Genomic DNA, 18,344 nt, shown 5'->3' on the forward strand with positions numbered 1-18,344 from the left:
CAAAACACTATTGCAACTATAGAGGAAACTTACTTGCTTCTTAATTACTTTAGCTTTATTAACACAAAACTTACTATAGCACACGATCTTATAAAAACGACTACTTAAGCAAATTATTTAGATATTGCTCAGACACAGGGGGCAATTGTATGGCTTGACCTGCTTTTGCCATCGAGTCAGCAAAATGATTCGTATTACTTATAGCTTGTTCATAGGCTCGAACCACCTGATCAGATAAGTGCAAAACCTCAGGATTTTTAAGGTTAACGCGATATTGATTATCTTCTAAGGTGACATGCTGATAAAAGCGATAGGCAGCAGCTTTTAGTTTTCCCAGTTCATCTTGGGAGAGCTGATCGATTCTGGCATTTGGTGGAAGCGTAACGTCAATAAAGGTCGTGTCCTTCGCCAATTGATCAATAGAATGATCCAGAGGAATGGCGTGAAGTGCTTCTAAGTTGACAACAGGAACACCCTTAACTTTATCACCACTACACGAGGCAATCACACTCCACAAAAATATAATCAGAAATACTATCTTATTCATTATTATAATTTTTTTGTTTCCTTAAGAAGAAACCCCTAATTGCATCCTCATATCACGTGAGTTTAACAATTAGGGGCTATTAAAGGTCTCATGGCGACCGAAAACAAATTAAGTTATTTCAATAATTCAGCCAGCTTCGTCTCCAACGCTTCACCTCTTAGATTTGATGCGACAATTTTGCCCGACGGATCGATCAGGAAGTTTTGTGGAATACCACGCACTTCATACAATTTGACCGGAGCAGATTTCCAGCCCTGTAAGTCTGAAACATGTGGCCATTGCTGTAAATTATCATCATGGATGGCTTTCACCCATGCATCCTTTTTACCAGGATTATCTAAAGATACACCAAATACTGTAAAACCTTTGTCTTTAAATTTATTGAAAGCTGCGACCACGTTCGGATTCTCGTGACGGCAAGGACCGCACCAGCTTGCCCAAAAGTCCAACAAGACATATTTACCCCTTAAAGATGATAAGGAAATATTTTTCCCTGTGGTATCCGGCAACGTAAAGTCCGGTGCTATGGCACCAACAGCCACGGCTTTCAATTTCTGAATACGATCAGCCAACTCCTTCCCTTTTTCAGAACTTTTTAATTCCGGAGATAATTTTTCGAAAGAGGTTACATATTCAGTAACATTCTCCCCATTGAGATTGTCAGACAATAAATCCAATGTATACCAGCTCTTCGGGTTTTTGCTTATAAATTCTGCATCTGATTTTTCCATTTTTTCAGAAATCTCACCAGCTTGCTTTTGTAAACTTTCAATGAAACTAGGATCCTGTTTTTGTGTATCAGAAGCAGCATAATATTGCTGATTCAACGCTTCGAATGCGTCCGAATAAGGTTTTACAAAAGCCCTATACTGCATGAGATCATCGTTGAGCGTTGTACCCGAAATAGTTGCATCTTTAAACCCTTTGGTTGCATCGACTTTGATAACTCCCTTAGAAAGATATAGCTGTGCCGTTTCAGGCTGCTTTTGACTATTTCTAAGTTCAGCAAAAGATAAGCCTTCTGGTGAATAGATCATCATACCTTTGGTTGGTGAGGCCACCTGCCCATTGAACTTAAACTCACCTTTTACGACCATCGCAGAATCTGTCTGCCGGGTTGCATTGGTAATGTATTGCATAAACACCTTCGCTTTATCCGAAGTAGCGTTTACTTTCCCTGTCACTGTGTAGCTTTCTTGCGCCATTAATATGGCTGGTAAAAAGCTTAAACCCATTAATATTCTCTTTTTCATAATTATATACTCCACATAAATGTAAAACATTTCCAGTTCATGGAAGCGCTATTTAACATTTTTTAGCAAAGATGTTACCAACGGCCAGATGCACCGCCACCGCCAAAATCACCACCGCCGAATCCGCCAAATCCACCGCCCGATCCACCACCGAATCCGCCGCCACCACTTCGTCCGCCGCCACCACCAAGGCCACTCAGCAATGTCCACCAAAATACATCAGAAGCACCACGCCCATTCATGACGCGCCGGCCACCACCGCCGCCGCCACCTCGATTCGAGAAAATAACAATTAAGATGATCACAATAATGATCACGAACATAACAGATCCCGAGCTTTTTCCCTTTGGTTGCTTTGGATCAGCTTTATATTCACCCTTTGTATAGGATATTAAGGAGCTGGTCGCATCATCCACTCCCTTGTAATAATCTCTTTGACGAAATGCAGGCTTAATATCATTCTCGATAATGCGGTAGGCAATCGCGTCGGGAACAGCTCCCTCTATCCCATATCCAGTCTGAATGGTCACCGCGCGATCCCCAAGTGCGACCAACAATAAAATACCGTTGTTGTATTTTTTATTGCCAATTCCCCATTTCTTCGCTAATCGTACTGCGTAATCAGAAATATCATAGCCTCCCGTAGAATTCATCATAACCACCGCGATTTGCGTAGATGTAGAATCCTCAAAAGCCAGTAACTTTTGTTCCAATAATTGCTTTTGATTCGCTGTCAACGTATTGGTATAATCATTGACAAGTCTGTTTGGTGCTTCCGGGAAATCTTGGCCCGATACGGAAGCTATGGACAATGTGCAAAGCAATATTGCCAAAGCGGTTATTCGAATCAGGGAAAATAATTTCAATACAAATTTCATTCTATTATTTTTTTGTCCGCCTTAAGCAATTCATCGTGCTTCTATCGGCGAGATCGGTAAACCTCGAAGTTTCGGGGCTATTTATTTTTATTCATTTATGACACAAGCATTAGCTGCGCGGCTGTCGCTTGTTAGTTGATTATTAACGATCCCCAAACACGACATCATTGGGCAGTTCATTGATATCATCATGCTCTCGGGGAAAGAATTTTGCTAACTGTTTGCCTGCATGTTCGATCCCTCTAACTAAGCCCTCAACAATACGCTCCTCCTTAAACTCAGCCACCATCAGATCTTTGGTACTGTTCCAAAAATCGCTTTCGACGCGCTGGTGAATTCCTTTATCTCCAATAATGGAAAACTTGTGATCTTCCAATGCAATATAAATAAGAACACCGTTTTTCAATACTGTTTTATACATGCCTAATTTGGAAAAATAATAAGTTGCGCGATCATGTACCTCATCGGGGCAATGATTTTCGACTACCACACGGATTTCACCAGAAGTCTCATTCTCGGCCACATTAATGGCGTGTACGATTTTATCTTGTTCTTCAAAATTTAAAGCCATAATCTATATATTCTTTAACGAGTAACCAAAAGGTTAATCGATGTCCAAAAAATATTTCCTAATTAAGAAACGAAAAAAAATGGATGATGAGCTTCTACGAAAGCCGCATCATCCATCGTCCCATTCATTGCTGTCAAGTTGCTTAGAATGACACCGTTGGCGCTTTATCAGAACCTGGAGCAGCGGTAAATGTACCTTTTGCTTTGAATCCAAACATGCCGGCCATTAAATTGTTGGGAAAGCTACGTACTGTTGTGTTATATTGCTGTACAGCTTCATTATAGGCTCTACGCTCTGTCGAAATACGATTTTCAGTACCTTCTAATTGCGCTTGAAGTTCCAAAAAGTTTTGGTTCGCCTTTAAGTCAGGATAAGCTTCAACGGAAGCCAAAAGGCGACTCAATGAACCACTGAATTCGTCTTGAACTTTTTGAAATTTAGCGATATTTTCTGCAGACAAATCATCCGCATTAATCGTTACAGAGGTTGCTTTAGCTCTCGCTTCAACAACTGCGGTCAAGGTGCTTTCTTCATGTTTTGCCGCTCCTTTTACGGTATTGACCAAATTCGGAACAAGATCTGCACGACGTTGATACGCATTTTCAACTTGTGCCCATTTTCCTTTAACATTCTCATCTTGCGAGACCATTGTATTATAGCCGCAGGAGTTTAAGGATACTAATGCAAATAAACCACATAGGGCGACCAAAAATCTTTTAATTTTCATTGTTCAAAGAATTAAATACTATTCAAATTATACGGTTACACTATCAAAGCATATACCAAGCTCTTACTAAGATAAGAATATTTTTATTTCCAAATCTCCAAATAGTCAATATTCATTAACTTTGTATCGGTTTTGGGATAAAAACCCAGCCCCTTACACTATGCAAAAAGAAATTGAAATTGCGATACCACCTGAAAAAATGGAGGATGGACACTATATTCTACAACAAGGTATAAAGACCCTACGCGTTCAACCCCAGCAAATCAAAGGATACAAAATCAGAAAACGTTCAATTGATGCCCGCAGTAGGCAGGTAATCTATCGCACCCGCATTATTTACTACATCGATGAACTGCCTATCCCTGAAATCTACGAAAATAATTTCAAGTCTGTCAAAGATGGAAAATCGGTTATTATTGTAGGCGCAGGGCCTGCTGGTATATTTGCCGCGATCCGCTGCATTGAACGTGGCCTCAAACCAATTGTCATTGAGCGTGGTAAGAAAGTACAAGACCGTAGACGTGATCTTGCGAAGCTAAATCGTGAAGGCATTGTAAATCCCGAATCGAATTACTGCTTTGGTGAAGGTGGCGCGGGGACATACTCGGATGGAAAACTATATACACGTTCCAATAAAAGGGGGGATGTAGACAAAGTTCTCAAACTATTTGTCTCTCATGGTGCCACCACAGATATTCTAGTCAATGCCCGACCACACATTGGCACAAACAAACTACCGCATATTATTGAAGCCATGCGCGACAGTATCCTTGAGTTTGGTGGTGAATTTCACTTTGACCAGCGTGTGGACGACATTTTAGAATCTTTTGGGCAAGTTCGTGGCGTCAAGTTAGCCAGTGGCGAACACATCAAAGCCGATCACGTTATCGTAGCGACAGGGCACTCTGCTCGCGATATTTTCGAGCTTTTCCACCGTAATAATTGGCTGATTGAAGCCAAACCATTTGCTTTAGGAGTGCGCATCGAGCATCCTCAGAAAATTATTGATCAGGCACAGTACCACTGTCAGGTTAGAAGCGAGCATTTGCCGCCTGCCTATTACAGCTTAGTGGAACAGGTTAATGACCGTGGTGTATTTTCTTTCTGCATGTGCCCTGGAGGTGTCATTGCTCCCTGTGCGACTGATTTAAACGAAATTGTTGTCAATGGATGGTCCCCATCTAAACGAAATAACCCGCACGCTAATTCAGGCACTGTTATCCAAATAAACCTAGCGGATGTTGCCGACGCACAAACAGATCCGTTTGCATTACTCAATTTTCAGAAGGAGATTGAACAAAAAGCTTTTGCGATAGGCGGTGGCAACCTGATTGCTCCAGCACAACGCATGGTTGATTTCGTCGAAGGTCGGGTGTCTTTCGACTTACCAGAGAATTCTTACAAACCCGGAACAGCCTCCGCAGACCTAACCGAAGTATTGCCGTCTTTTGTTCACAAAGCCTTACAAGGTGCTTTGCCTATCTTTGGCAAAAAGATGAAAGGTTATTACACCAATGAAGCTATTTTGGTTGGGGTCGAATCCCGTACGTCTTCACCGATCCGTATTCCTAGAAATAAAGAAGATTTACAACATCCTCAGGTCAAGGGGCTTTATCCGTGTGGTGAGGGTGCTGGTTATGCCGGAGGTATCATTTCTGCTGCAATAGATGGTATTAATTGCGTTGATGCGATCGATTTAAATTAACATTTTTTGCTTTTTCTCTTGCAGAATACGAATGAATGCGTTATTTTTGTAGCATCAACGCGAAAGTAGCTCAGTTGGTAGAGCACAACCTTGCCAAGGTTGGGGTCGCGAGTTCGAATCTCGTCTTTCGCTCTAAAAAAGCTTCCAAAATTTGGAAGCTTTTTGCATTTAATAATAGTCTCCTTTTAATAATAGTCTCTTTTCCTTCTATTTACATCCAGTAACGCTTTCGTTTCTCTCCTTGCCAAATTTGAGTTTAAATTTACGAAAGAAGTATTAGCAAAACTTCGACCGGGTACCAAAGAAAATATAAATTTCAATTGTGATTCTATCTAGGGAAGAAAGAAAGACCTAATGGGTATCTTGTTCGACACTTCCTCGGTGCTTCTTCGGTGCTTGCTCGGTGCTTCTTCGGTTACAAGCGAACAAGTAACGTTAAAACTCCGACTAAGATCCGTTGTAACACCGTGAGAAGGGCGAATTTGGTCCCCATGCATCATACCATATATACCCCGCGATGTACAACATCTTTTGGGCATTTCTTCTCAATACAATTACAAGCTCTTCCATCCAACTAAAAGCAACAAGAAGGAAAATGTCAATTGATATAATGACTACGATTCCATCGGTCGCATAAAAAAAATATGGCGTCTACTTCATTAGTAAACGCCATATTTTAAAATCAGTATAATCCAATATGGATTTAACTTGTTCTCAGGCTTTCCTCTACAAGCTCTTCAACATATTTCCGAACAATTTCGTTAGAGAAACGTGTGGTTACATCAAATGCAAAGGCATGAACCAACAGGATACGTGCAGATTCTTCACCAATCCCTCTTGCTCTTAGATAAAACAGCGCTTCGTTGTCAAACTGACCAATCGTACACCCATGCGAACATTTTACGTCATCTGCAAAGATCTCCAACTGTGGCTTAGTGTACACAGCTGAATTATCTGACATCAACATGTTATTGTTCTGTTGAAAAGCATTGGTTTTTTGAGCATCTTCGCGAACAAAAATTTTCCCATTGAAAACAGCAACGGATTTATCCTGCGTAATATTCTTATACCATTCGTAAGACTCACAGTGCGGCTTAAGATGATCTACAATAGTATGATTATCGACCAGTTGCTCTCCAGCAGTTAAGTTAATGCCATATAAATGGCTTTCCACATTTTCTGCATCCAAACGTACATTGATATTATTACGAATAAATGGTGCTCCAGGGAAATTACAATTGTAATTATTATAAAGGCTATATTTTTCTTGGTGTACCTCTGTATGATTAAAGTATCGGCTTACAGATCCAGCGAGTTGCAAATAATAATGTTGCATCTTTGCATTCTCTTTAACGATAATCTCAGAAACCTTATTGTGAACGTTATTTGCAGTACCATCTGCAGTGATGAAGCTTTCGATCAACTCTAGCTCTGCATTTGGTTCGACAACAATCAAATTACGTGTTTGTGCAAAGAAATCCTCCTTACCTGTTGCCACATGAATAATCTGAATGGGTTTATCAATTACGGTGCCTTTCTTTACATGGATAAAAACACCATTCGTGAAAGCAGCGGTATTCAGCGCTACCATAATATTGTCTGACTTATCGGCATACTTGGCAAAATGCGCTTCAAAAGCAGGGTCCGACACGGCCTCATCCATAGGAACAACCGAAAGTCCTTTCACACTCTCTAGTTCGCTTACTGCCAATACATATTGGCCATTTACCAAGATAATGCGATAGGCATCCAGCTTAGGGATCTCACCAGCACTAAAGTCTAAACCTTCGATATCCACATCAACATCAAGCGCATAGGACTTATTGATAATACTGTGGATGTTTGTATATTTCCATTCTTCATTCTTAACGGTGGGAAAGCCTGCTGCTTCGAAACGCTCGAATGCAAGTTGACGGGCCTGTACAAAAAACGAAGGTTCGTCCGAAACGCCTTGCTCATTGTATGCTCCCAACACTTGTTGAAGTAATGATTCTGAAACTAATGTACTCATGTTATTTTTTAATCAAATCGCCAAAATTCTCTTCCAATCCTATTTACTCAGGTAAAAGATTAGGCGTTTTGTGTATCATATTCTTTTAACCAATCGTATCCTTTTTCTTCGAGCTCCAAAGCCAATTCTTTAGGTCCCGATTTCACGATACGGCCATTATACAATACGTGAACAAAATCTGGAACGATATAATCCAACAGACGTTGGTAATGTGTAATAACAATAAAAGCATTGTCTTTAGAGCGCAATTGATTCACACCGTTTGCAACGATACGAAGTGCATCGATATCCAAACCAGAATCCGTCTCATCCAAAATAGACAATTTTGGATTTAACATGGCCAATTGAAAAATCTCGTTACGCTTTTTCTCACCGCCGGAAAACCCTTCGTTTAAAGAACGGTTAGCTAAATTAGCTGAAAACTCTACTAATTTTTGCTTGTCTTTAACCATCTGTAAAAATTCCTTTGCTTCCATCGGAGGAAGCCCTTTGTATTCGCGGATATCATTTACAGCTGTCTTCAAGAAATTGATATTCGATACACCCGGAATTTCAATAGGGTATTGAAAAGCCAAGAACAGCCCTTCACGTGCACGATCCTCGGGTGAAAGATCCAATAAATCTATACCATCCAATAGTGCCGAACCTCCATTTACTTCATACGATTCACGTCCAGCCAATACATTGCCCAAAGTACTTTTACCAGCACCATTTGGCCCCATAATCGCGTGAATTTCTCCAGCTTTTACTTCTAGGTTTAACCCTTTTAATATTTGTTTGTCTTCTACAGACGCATGTAAATTTTTAATGCTTAACATTTTATTCGTATTGAGTATGGTACAATGCAGTATTATTAAACTACATTTCCAATGTTTTTTTATCTATCCTACTGAACCTTCTAATGAAATTGCCAATAATTTTTGAGCCTCTACCGCAAACTCCATCGGCAACTGATTTAATACTTCCTTCGCATAACCATTGACAATTAGACCAACAGCTTTTTCTGAATCTATACCACGCTGATTCAAATAGAATACTTGGTCTTCACCAATTTTAGAAGTAGTCGCTTCATGCTCTAACTTAGCCGTCTTATTTCTATTTTCGATATAAGGGAACGTATGCGCTCCGCATTTATCACCAATCAATAAGGAATCACATTGTGTAAAATTACGCGAATTGTCTGCATTCGGTCCAATCTTTACCAAACCTCTATAACTGTTGTGGCTCTTACCGGCAGAGATACCTTTAGAGACAATTTTAGATTTTGTGTTCTTGCCCAAATGAATCATTTTCGTACCTGTATCGGCCACCTGATAATTACGCGTCATGGCCACAGAGTAAAATTCACCAATCGAGTTATTACCTTTTAAAATCACCCCCGGATATTTCCACGTAATTGCAGAACCAGTTTCTACCTGAGTCCAGGAAATTTTACTGTTGTCCCCCTTACAGATTCCACGTTTAGTCACAAAATTATAAATCCCGCCTTTTCCATCCTTATCACCAGGATACCAGTTCTGTACTGTTGAATATTTAATCTCCGCATCGCGTTCCGCAATCAGTTCAACGACTGCAGCATGCAGTTGATTTTCATCACGCATAGGCGCTGTACATCCCTCCAAATAAGATACATAAGCCCCTTCATCCGCAACGATCAACGTACGCTCAAACTGTCCAGTATTTTGTGCATTGATACGGAAATAGGTCGATAATTCCATCGGACATCTTACTCCTTTTGGGACATAAACAAATGAACCATCGGAGAAAACAGCAGAATTCAAGGCCGCATAGATATTGTCTGTCTGTGGGACAACTGTGCCTAAATATTTTTTTACCAACTCTGGGTGCTCTTGCACAGCTTCACCAAATGAACAGAAAATGACTCCTTGTTCTTTTAACTTCTCACGAAACGTTGTTTTGACGGATACTGAATCAAAGACAGCATCTACGGCAACAACCCCAGCTAATACTTTCTGCTCATCCAAAGGAATCCCCAATTTCTCGAAAGTAGCAATTAATTCAGGATCAACTTCATCCATTGAATTCAGCTGTGGTTTTGCTTTAGGAGCTGCGTAGTAAGAAATCTCTTGAAAATCAATTTCAGGAGCTTTAAAATTTTGCCAAGTAGGCATTTTCAACGTCAAGAAATGACGGAAAGCTTTTAATCGCCACTCCAATAACCATTCAGGCTCATTCTTCTTTGCCGAAATAAAACGCACCGTATCCTCACTAAGGCCTTTGGCTGCAATTTCCATTTCAATATCTGTCGTGAACCCGTATTTATATTCTTCGAGCTCCAGCTCTTTTAACAAATCGTCGTCTTTAGTACTCATATTGCGCTCTCACGGTTTAACTAATTTGGGAGGGCTTCACCTCCCCACCTATCGAACTGCAAAGTTACAATTTCAAAGCCAATAAAACAGCATTTTATACGGCTATACGCTAGCATTTTTAATAAAAAATGATATTTGTCACTCTATTTAATTAAAATGAACACATTTCAAACGATTATGACAGTCAAATGATTTTCCATCGATTAAAGCTATAGGGAACAACTAATTCTATAGCTAAAATCTATTAATCATTAATAATTTTGTATATTTTTAAATTTCCAAATTTAATTTTGTATATTTACAAATAGTATTGATTATTAAGACTTAAGATATGCCCTTTGCACCGGACAAAACAGATTTAAAAATTCTTAAACTATTACAAGAGAATGGTCGTATAACAAATTTGCAGCTCGCTTCCAGCATTGGACTTTCTCCCGCTCCAACATTAGAGCGCGTGCGAAAGCTGGAAAATTCAGGCTTCATCAAAAGTTATCATGCGTTTGTAGACGAAGAGAAGTTAGGTCTTGGAATCAAATCGTTCATTCAAATCTCACTCGACTTCCATACACACAATGCGATACCGGAGTTTGTTGCCGCAGTAAAAATGATACCTGAAGTAACCGAGTGCCACCACGTTACAGGAAATTGCGATTTCATCCTCAAAGTTTACGTGAAAGATATCAAAGCTTATGAAGGCGTTATTATGGAAAAAATATCCAAAATCCCTTTTGTAAAGACATTCCAAACCATGATGATTATGTCTACAAGTAAAAAAGAGCCTATTATTCCTTTGGAATATTAAGTGTTATATGAATTATTAGGCAACGACACCTAGTCTCTATCAAAAACATCTTTACCAGCAGCTTACCTTTAAAGAACATCCACTTTTCCAGGCGAACGCGGGCAACGGTATAAAGAAGCTCCTTGCAAAATTTAAACCAGTCGCCAATCAATTGCAGTTTTACCCTGCGCAACCAAGTATTCGTTTGCTTTCGAAAAGTGCTTGCTACCAAAAAAACCGCGATAAACAGATAAGGGTGAGGGGTGTACCGTCGTTAGGATAAGGTGTTTTTTCGCATCAATAAGCACATTTTTCTTTTGGGCATAACTTCCCCATAATAGAAATACGACGTGATCACAATGCTCCGAAATGGCGTGAATAATGCTGTCTGTAAAAATCTCCCAACCTTTCTTTTGATGGGATGCTGCGCGATGTGCTTCTACGGTCAACGTCGCATTCAATAGCAGCACTCCTTGTTTGGCCCAAGAAGTCAAATTGCCAGATTGTGGCTCAACAAAACCAGGGATGTCATCTTGCAATTCCTTGAAAATATTTTTTAAGGACGGCGGCACCGCAATTCCTTCCGGAACAGAAAAAGATAGTCCATGCGCCTGTCCGTCATTATGGTAAGGATCTTGTCCTAAAATGACAACTTTCACTTCATCCAGTGGGGTCAGTTTAAAAGCATTCATCACAAGACCTGCCGGTGGAAACACTTTCTTTTGTCGACGCTCCCCTTGTACAAAAGTAGACAACTGTTTCATATAAGGTTGGGCGAACAACGGCTTTAACACAGGCGCCCAAGAATCATCATATTGCTTTTCCATAATTCAAACATAGATAAAGTTAAATACAAAGGCAAATTTATCCGCCCCCCTTTCTCTTTCGAGATGCGCAACTAGTTTAAGGCCGCTGACTTCTATAAAAATACATTTTTACAAAATAACCACCTGAACAAGTTGCTTAAACGGTGAAATAAACGGATATTTGCAAGATTAAATTGAATAAAAATATTTTAAACAAAGATTTATGTCAAATCTCGTTAGAATCATTATTTGCAGTGCATTGCTTATCGGAACAGTTGCCTTATTCTGGACTGGGAACTGGGGCTGGGGAATATTAGGTATTTTCGTCACAATTTTAGGCTTCGTTACTGTATTTTTCCATGAATATATGCTGATTGCGCAATGGCATATGCGTAAACAAAATATGGTCGCAGCAGAAAAATGGCTAGGAAAAATCACCAACTACGAAAAGCAATTGATTCCACAACAGCACGGTTACTACAATATGCTGATTGGGCTGATCGAATCACAACGTGCACCCATGCAATCTGAAAAATATTTTAAGAAAGCATTGGCGCTGGGTTTACATATGGACCATAATATTGCTTTAGCAAAATTAAGCCTGGCCGGGGTAGCAATGGCAAAACGCAATAAGCGTGAAGCAGAAAAACTTCTTCAAGAAGCGAAAAAAGCAGATAAAAACAAATTATTGGCGGATCAGATCAAGATGATGAAAGATCAGATGGGCATGATGGATAGGCAGCAGATCCGATATAATCGATAATATTAATCAAATAAAAAAAGCTTCAAAGTTATAACTTCGAAGCTTTTTTTGAACGATACATCAATCAACTAATTCTTTAATAGAATAGGAACATCTAAAAACTCGCCTTCTTCTGTACTGCTCTCGAACACCAGCTTGATCATAACCGGCTTATCCGTTTTCTTCCAATCCTTAACAACCACCTGTATATCCACAGGCTTATCTTCTTCTAATAAATAATGCAGATAATTCTGTTTATCTTCGAACTTAACCAAAACATTTCCCATTTGGATCTCTGAAAAAAAATGAGGCTGTTTTTTCTGATCGAACACCTGCGTTGAAAAGGTATTCATTTTATATTCCCTCGGATCAGTACTGTACGATATAGCAAATAGATTAACCACCAATTCTTTCTTAGATTCATCTACATAATATCCCTTGACATCAAACTGAATATCGTCAACAACCAGCAAGGAATCTGCAGACTGCGCATGTACTATTCTGCCCCCAAGGAAAAGTATGAAGATGGAAATATATCGAACAAAAATATTCATATCATATATACTTAAAAAAGCCACGAAGACCGTAGCTTTGATTATTATTGTACTATTATTTTAAAATTATGCCCGTAAGCGATCCGCAGATCGGATTAACTTTTCATCTTTACGCACGCCTCCCATGGCTAACGCACAGAAAATAATCGAAATTGGCAATAAAAAGAATCCCACGCCGATATTTCCAGCACCCAAAAATTGGCTTACTGTGGCTAGATGGGTACTTGCAGATGAATATAACCATATTGCAAATAATATAATCGCCACAATCTCCACCCAGATTAGCAAAAGTTGAACTTTACGTTTTTTAAACTTAAATATCGTAAATATCGGAAGCCCTCCCAACAAAACGGTTGCTACAGTCTGAAGGATGTACACGAAGCCCCCTTCATGTACAGACTGGCCTGCAGCCACACCATACACGCCAGTTACTTTTACATTTTTTCCTAAACCCACTAAATCACTATAATTAACATAGGGAAATAGAAACAAGCCGAATATAACTAGTCCTGCTATCAGCAAATAAACAGTTTGGATACGTTGAATCATAGTTTAATTTTTGTATAGCAACAAACTTAGATAAATTGATCTTTATATGCAATATAATTGCTTGCGAAAAACAATCAACTTTATAACTCTTTAAGTAGAAAAACAATCAAATCTCCATTTTGTTGTAATTTTTTACCGGATACCAAAGGGCATCTTTATAGAAAGCTTTATCTTTGCGAAAAAAAACATGTTATATATTTACGGCGCAACTGCCCACGCAAAAACTGCAGTCGATGTAGCAGAAGACCTCGCGATTGAAATTGGTGGCCTTATCGACAAATCGCTGCTCATTGAAGATGTATTTGATTATGAGGTTCAACTTCATCATCAAGTTAAAGAAACGGAAGAAGATTTCTTTATTGCAGTCAAAAATCCGGGTCTTCGTCAACGGATTGTATCGGAAAATGCTGGCTGGAACTACAAGACGCTCATCCATCCGAAAGCTTTCGTATCAAAGAGAGCCGAAATTGGAGAAGGTACCATTATCCTTCCTGGCGCTTCTGTCGCTCCTGATGTACAGATAGGCGACCACTGCGTTATCTCGGGCTCTGCAGTTATCGAAAGTAATACCATTATTGAAGATTTCGTTAATATCGGACCAAATGTTTCAATTGGATCAAATGTTCTTGTAGGACGAGGTTCCGAAATTAAAGCAAATACACGTATTGAGGATGAAGAAACTATTCCTAAAGAGAGTATTATTGTTTAATTAAATTCCTGCGGAATGAAATTGCAAGTCGTATAGTTTCTTATAGTAACCATCAAAAGATAACAACTCTTGATGTGTTCCGATTTCTTTTATCTCGCCTTTATCCAACACAATAATCTTGTCCGCCTTCTGAATGGTGGACAAGCGGTGAGCAATAACAATTGATGTTCTACCCTTCATTAAATTGTCAATTGCATACTGGATTAGCTCTTCCGTTTCGGTATCTACCGAAGAGGTCGCTTCATCCAAGATAAGAATCCGCGGATCGTGCACCAGCGCCCGTATAAAAGAAATCAACTGTGCCTGTCCGGCAGACAAAGTCGCTCCCCGCTCTTTCACATCATAATCATAGCCCCCGGGCAGCCGCATAATAAAATTATGCGCTCCTACTTCCTTCGCGGCTGCGATTACCTGCTCCCTAGAAATCGTTGGATCACCGAGCGTAATATTGTTGAGAACACTATCTGAAAAAAGGAATACATCCTGCAATACCGTTGCTATTGTATTTCTCAAATAATCAAGGTCATAATCGCGGATATTACGGCCGTCCAACAGAATTTCACCTTTATTTATTTCATAAAACCGGCTCAGAATGTTGATCGTCGAAGACTTTCCGGCACCAGTAGCTCCCACTAAAGCCAAAGTCTCCCCTGGATTGACATTGAAATTCACATCCTTCAGCACCCAGTTTTCTTCATTATAGGCGAACCAAACTTGCTTAAACACAATTTCTCCGTTGATATGACGGGGTTTCAAGATTCCTAAATTTGGTGTCTTTTCGTCAGTGTCCAGGACTTCAAAGATGCGCTCAGCGCTCACCATCCCCATTTGAAGGGTATTAAACTTATCTATAAGCTCCCGAATGGGTCTAAAGATCATATTGATATACATGATAAAAGCGACCACGACACCTGGAGAGATCACATCCCCCATAATCTGCTTGGAACCGAACCAGACCAATAAACCCAGGGCAATGGCCATGATAATTTCCAATACGGGGAAAAAGATGGAGAAGTACCAATTCGTCCGGATATGTGCATTTCGATGTTGTGCATTAATCTCCTTAAACTTATCCATTTCTTGCCTTTCGCGCGCAAAATATTGGATAATACCGACTCCCGTAATGTGTTCTTGCAGAAAAGTGTTCAAGTTGGAAACCCATTTTCTAACATCAATAAAAGCAGACTTCATCGCCTCTTTAAACACATAAGTCGCTCCCACCATCAAAGGCATTGGAATCAAAACAATCAATGTCAGTTTCCAGTCGGAGTAAAACATGACAACTAGAATAACAATCAGCTGTAATAGATCACCAATAATTTGAATCAACCCTTCAGAAAAAATATTCGAAAGGGTTTCCAGATCAGAGATGGTACGTGTTATCAATTTCCCCAATGCCGTACGATCGAAATATTTCAACCTGAGTTGTACGATGTGATTAAATACCTGAATTCGGATATCGCGAATTACGGACTGCCCCAAGGTATTCGTCATTAGGGTATGATAATAACGGATCAAAGTCTGCAGGATGACCAGGGCCAACATCGCTATCAACATAAAAGATAATCCGCGTGTATCGAAGTTTAAGATATAGTTATCCAGTGTATGCTGAATTAGCATGGGCAAAGCGGGCGCCACAGCGGCTAACAATATCGTTAGAACGACCGATATCCAAAATGCGACATGATACGGCCGCATATAGCGACTCATGCGCTTTACCAAATTGATATCGTAGGTTTTACCAGTTATTTTATCTTGACTCACGTTAAATTCTATATGTATTAAATACTATAAATAAGGATATGCTACTTCTGTTAAATACAAGCCATGTGCCGGCACGGAAACGCCAGCTTTCCCTCGGTTCTTGCTATGAATTACCTCTTGCATAAACGAAATTGGCTTCCCTTTTATTCCGATTTCTAACGATGTGCCCACAATAGCACGCACCATATTACGCAAAAAACGATCTGCTGAAATGTGGAAAACCAATTGTTGCTCATTATGCCATACCCATTCTGCTCTACGAATATCGCAAATATTTGTAAACACCTGCGTATGAGACTTACTAAAGCATTCGAAATCTTGCTTACCCAATAAAAACTGTGCCGCTTCATTCATCTTTTCTACATCCGGGCGATCGCGCATAAAACATGAATAGGGATATAGGAAAGGATCTTTATGAAAATGAAGATGGTACTCATATGATCTTTGTGTCGCATCAAAGCGTGCATGCGCTTCAGGCTCCACTTCAATCAAGCGCTTTACTGCCACATCAAAAGGCAATAAGGCGTTAAGTGAATGAATAAATCGATCTGCTTTTTGCAAAATGCCCACAGGAACAACATCAAAATGTGCATACAATTGTTTCGCATGAACACCGGTATCTGTGCGGCCAGCACCAGTTGTTTCGATGGGTTCCCGCAATAGGATTTCAAGCGCATTATTCAGTACTTCTTGCACGGAAATTGCATTATTCTGAATCTGCCAACCATGATAAGCCTGCCCAAAATAGGCTATTTCTAAAAAAAAACGTCTTTTATCCATTATATGTAACAAAGGTACGTTTTTCCAAATGAGCATCATTTCTCAGTAGAACGAATTTGCTCATTTTACTCATTATTTAATTCTTACATGACAAAACTGTTTGTTTTGCACTTCCTTTTTACTCAAATCTGCCTGATGGGTAATTTGGTATTCAGCGGCACCAAAGCCACAGTAAACACCTACTATCTTCGCCATGCGACCACGGTAAGTCCACCGTGAGTCCACGTTGAGTCCACCTTTTAAAGTACATTCAATGCGGGAGCACCATGGTCGCAATATGGTTGCACGCCAAACTTATCCCCTAGTTGTGCATAACACAAAGCTAAAAAGGCTATAGTAATTCGACTAAATTTTCAAACGCCATGCCCCTTGAGGCTTTCAGTAAAACCGTGCTGTTCATTACTGGCGTGTCACGGATGGCTTGTTTTGCTTCGGCAGTAGTTTCATAAAACTCTCCCCCCTCGTATCGATGCACAAAAAACTCTTTTCCAACAAAGATCTTGCGATCAGCTGGGATAGATCTTACGTTTTCGACAATTTTTTTATGCTCTTCAAAAGATTCTTCTCCCAATTCGAACATATCTCCCAATACAATTGCTTTCTTATCTGCATCAATAATACGGATATTATCTAGTGCAGCGGACATGCTCGTTGCATTTGCATTATAATAATCGCAGATCAGTGTATTGTGTGCAGTTTTCATCACCTGAGAACGATTGTTCGTTGGGGTGTACCCTTCAATCCCCTGATTGATCGCTTCAGCAGAAATGTCAAAATGCAGCCCTACGGCAATAGCAGCTAGAAAATTTTCGGTATTATAAGATCCTGTTAATTGGGTATTTACTATATAAGAGTCGGTCGTACCCTTCTTTTGCCATTCAATTTGCAACAGAGGATTTGCTTTAAGAAGCTTCCCTATGACCTGATTATTTTCCGAAAAACCATAAGTAACAATATCGGTTATCTGGCGGGCGGCAGCCATTTCCTTAAGATGTGGATTATCCGCCTGCAAAAATAATACACCCTGATGGTCCTGCAACCAGTCGTACAGTTCGCCTTTGGTTGTCTTTACACCTTCAAAAGATCCAAAACCCTCGAGATGTGCTTTACCAACGTTGGAAATCAAACCATGTGTCGGTTCGGCAATTCCACATAAAAAAGCAATTTCTTTTAAATGATTTGCTCCCATTTCTATGATTGCCAGTTCGAACGAATCGTCTATTGCTAATAAAGTTAACGGAACTCCAATGTGGTTATTTAAATTTCCTTTCGTTGCATATGCCTTGAACTTTTGTGAAACCACCGCATATAACAGCTCTTTGGTTGTTGTTTTTCCATTCGTACCAGTCACGCCAATAATGGGAATATGCAATTGATGCCGGTGATAATTCGCAAGCTGCTGCAATGTATTAAGAACATCATCAACAAGAATATACCTTTCATCTTTTTGGTAAATATCTTCGTCAATAACAACATATTTAGCGCCCATTTCAATCGCATTTTCTGCGAACGTATTGCCATTGAAATTAGCCCCTTTTAAAGCGAAAAAGATACTATCTTTTCCAATTTTACGTGTATCTGTTGTAATATTCGGATACTGTTTATAAATCTGATAGAGTGATTGGATATCCATG

Annotated in this window: 19 protein-coding genes and 1 tRNA gene; 5 read left to right on the top strand and 15 right to left on the bottom strand. The window is 39.7% G+C overall.

The window, feature by feature from the left end; genetic code table 11:
- Positions 1 to 100 precede the first annotated feature (100 nt).
- The 5 genes from VXM68_RS04235 to VXM68_RS04255 form a co-directional block, all read right to left on the bottom strand.
- Complete coding sequence (locus VXM68_RS04235) at positions 101 to 547, bottom strand: hypothetical protein (protein ID WP_293957252.1); 447 nt, start codon at positions 545 to 547, stop codon at positions 101 to 103.
- Positions 548 to 660: 113 nt separating this feature from the next.
- Positions 661 to 1,800 carry a TlpA disulfide reductase family protein gene (locus tag VXM68_RS04240; RefSeq protein WP_293957253.1) on the bottom strand — a complete coding sequence of 380 codons (1,140 nt, stop codon included), beginning with the start codon at positions 1,798 to 1,800 and terminating at the stop codon, positions 661 to 663.
- A gap of 74 nt (positions 1,801 to 1,874) precedes the next feature.
- Positions 1,875 to 2,678 carry a YgcG family protein gene (locus VXM68_RS04245; protein WP_367210553.1) on the bottom strand — a complete coding sequence of 268 codons (804 nt, stop codon included), beginning with the start codon at positions 2,676 to 2,678 and terminating at the stop codon, positions 1,875 to 1,877.
- 142 nt (positions 2,679 to 2,820) lie between these two features.
- A complete protein-coding gene (locus tag VXM68_RS04250; protein ID WP_367210555.1) occupies positions 2,821 to 3,249 on the bottom strand; it encodes a TPM domain-containing protein in 429 nt (142 codons plus the stop codon).
- 142 nt (positions 3,250 to 3,391) lie between these two features.
- Complete coding sequence (locus tag VXM68_RS04255) at positions 3,392 to 3,976, bottom strand: LemA family protein (protein WP_367210556.1); 585 nt, start codon at positions 3,974 to 3,976, stop codon at positions 3,392 to 3,394.
- Positions 3,977 to 4,136: 160 nt separating this feature from the next.
- On the opposite strand from VXM68_RS04255, the gene VXM68_RS04260 reads away from it, so the two are divergent.
- Positions 4,137 to 5,681, top strand: a complete 1,545-nt coding sequence (locus VXM68_RS04260; protein WP_294186004.1) for an NAD(P)/FAD-dependent oxidoreductase — start codon at positions 4,137 to 4,139, stop codon at positions 5,679 to 5,681.
- Positions 5,682 to 5,740: 59 nt separating this feature from the next.
- Positions 5,741 to 5,813, top strand: a tRNA-Gly gene (locus VXM68_RS04265).
- A 571-nt stretch (positions 5,814 to 6,384) separates the two neighbouring features.
- Here VXM68_RS04265 and sufD read toward each other — a convergent pair.
- The 3 genes from sufD to sufB all read right to left on the bottom strand — a co-directional run bounded on the left by sufD (position 6,385) and on the right by sufB (position 10,025).
- Positions 6,385 to 7,692, bottom strand: a complete 1,308-nt coding sequence (gene sufD / locus VXM68_RS04270) for a Fe-S cluster assembly protein SufD (RefSeq protein WP_367210557.1) — start codon at positions 7,690 to 7,692, stop codon at positions 6,385 to 6,387.
- 59 nt (positions 7,693 to 7,751) lie between these two features.
- Positions 7,752 to 8,510: a Fe-S cluster assembly ATPase SufC gene (gene sufC / locus VXM68_RS04275; protein ID WP_367210558.1), complete on the bottom strand. Its 759-nt coding sequence runs from the start codon at positions 8,508 to 8,510 to the stop codon at positions 7,752 to 7,754.
- A gap of 63 nt (positions 8,511 to 8,573) precedes the next feature.
- A complete protein-coding gene (sufB, locus tag VXM68_RS04280) occupies positions 8,574 to 10,025 on the bottom strand; it encodes a Fe-S cluster assembly protein SufB (protein WP_293957259.1) in 1,452 nt (483 codons plus the stop codon).
- 331 nt (positions 10,026 to 10,356) lie between these two features.
- On the opposite strand from sufB, the gene VXM68_RS04285 reads away from it, so the two are divergent.
- On the top strand, positions 10,357 to 10,827 hold the full coding sequence (locus tag VXM68_RS04285) for an Lrp/AsnC family transcriptional regulator (protein WP_046673117.1): 471 nt from the start codon (positions 10,357 to 10,359) through the stop codon (positions 10,825 to 10,827).
- A gap of 131 nt (positions 10,828 to 10,958) precedes the next feature.
- Here the strand turns inward: VXM68_RS04285 and ung are convergent, their stop codons facing one another.
- Positions 10,959 to 11,633: a uracil-DNA glycosylase gene (gene ung / locus VXM68_RS04290; protein WP_294186008.1), complete on the bottom strand. Its 675-nt coding sequence runs from the start codon at positions 11,631 to 11,633 to the stop codon at positions 10,959 to 10,961.
- A 202-nt stretch (positions 11,634 to 11,835) separates the two neighbouring features.
- Between ung and VXM68_RS04295 the strand changes: the two genes are divergently transcribed.
- Positions 11,836 to 12,375: a DUF2892 domain-containing protein gene (locus tag VXM68_RS04295; RefSeq protein ID WP_209578373.1), complete on the top strand. Its 540-nt coding sequence runs from the start codon at positions 11,836 to 11,838 to the stop codon at positions 12,373 to 12,375.
- Positions 12,376 to 12,443: 68 nt separating this feature from the next.
- Here the strand turns inward: VXM68_RS04295 and VXM68_RS04300 are convergent, their stop codons facing one another.
- Positions 12,444 to 12,908, bottom strand: coding sequence for a hypothetical protein (locus VXM68_RS04300; RefSeq protein WP_293957261.1), 465 nt, complete (start codon positions 12,906 to 12,908; stop codon positions 12,444 to 12,446).
- 66 nt (positions 12,909 to 12,974) lie between these two features.
- On the bottom strand, positions 12,975 to 13,457 hold the full coding sequence (locus tag VXM68_RS04305; protein ID WP_294186011.1) for a DUF4293 domain-containing protein: 483 nt from the start codon (positions 13,455 to 13,457) through the stop codon (positions 12,975 to 12,977).
- A gap of 187 nt (positions 13,458 to 13,644) precedes the next feature.
- Between VXM68_RS04305 and VXM68_RS04310 the strand changes: the two genes are divergently transcribed.
- Complete coding sequence (locus VXM68_RS04310; protein WP_293957262.1) at positions 13,645 to 14,166, top strand: hypothetical protein; 522 nt, start codon at positions 13,645 to 13,647, stop codon at positions 14,164 to 14,166.
- On the opposite strand, the gene VXM68_RS04315 is transcribed toward VXM68_RS04310, so the two are convergent.
- From VXM68_RS04315 to murF, 4 genes are all read right to left on the bottom strand, one after another.
- Positions 14,167 to 15,930: an ABC transporter ATP-binding protein gene (locus VXM68_RS04315; protein ID WP_367210559.1), complete on the bottom strand. Its 1,764-nt coding sequence runs from the start codon at positions 15,928 to 15,930 to the stop codon at positions 14,167 to 14,169.
- A gap of 24 nt (positions 15,931 to 15,954) precedes the next feature.
- Complete coding sequence (gene truA / locus VXM68_RS04320) at positions 15,955 to 16,710, bottom strand: tRNA pseudouridine(38-40) synthase TruA (RefSeq protein WP_293957264.1); 756 nt, start codon at positions 16,708 to 16,710, stop codon at positions 15,955 to 15,957.
- Positions 16,711 to 16,782: 72 nt separating this feature from the next.
- Entirely contained in the window at positions 16,783 to 16,905 is a 123-nt protein-coding gene (locus tag VXM68_RS04325; RefSeq protein ID WP_293957265.1) for a hypothetical protein, read from the bottom strand.
- Between the two features lie 136 nt (positions 16,906 to 17,041).
- On the bottom strand, positions 17,042 to 18,343 hold the full coding sequence (gene murF, locus VXM68_RS04330; protein ID WP_367210560.1) for a UDP-N-acetylmuramoyl-tripeptide--D-alanyl-D-alanine ligase: 1,302 nt from the start codon (positions 18,341 to 18,343) through the stop codon (positions 17,042 to 17,044).
- Position 18,344 lies beyond the last annotated feature (1 nt).

This window comes from Sphingobacterium sp. R2 (assembly GCF_040760075.1).
GTDB lineage: Bacteria > Bacteroidota > Bacteroidia > Sphingobacteriales > Sphingobacteriaceae > Sphingobacterium.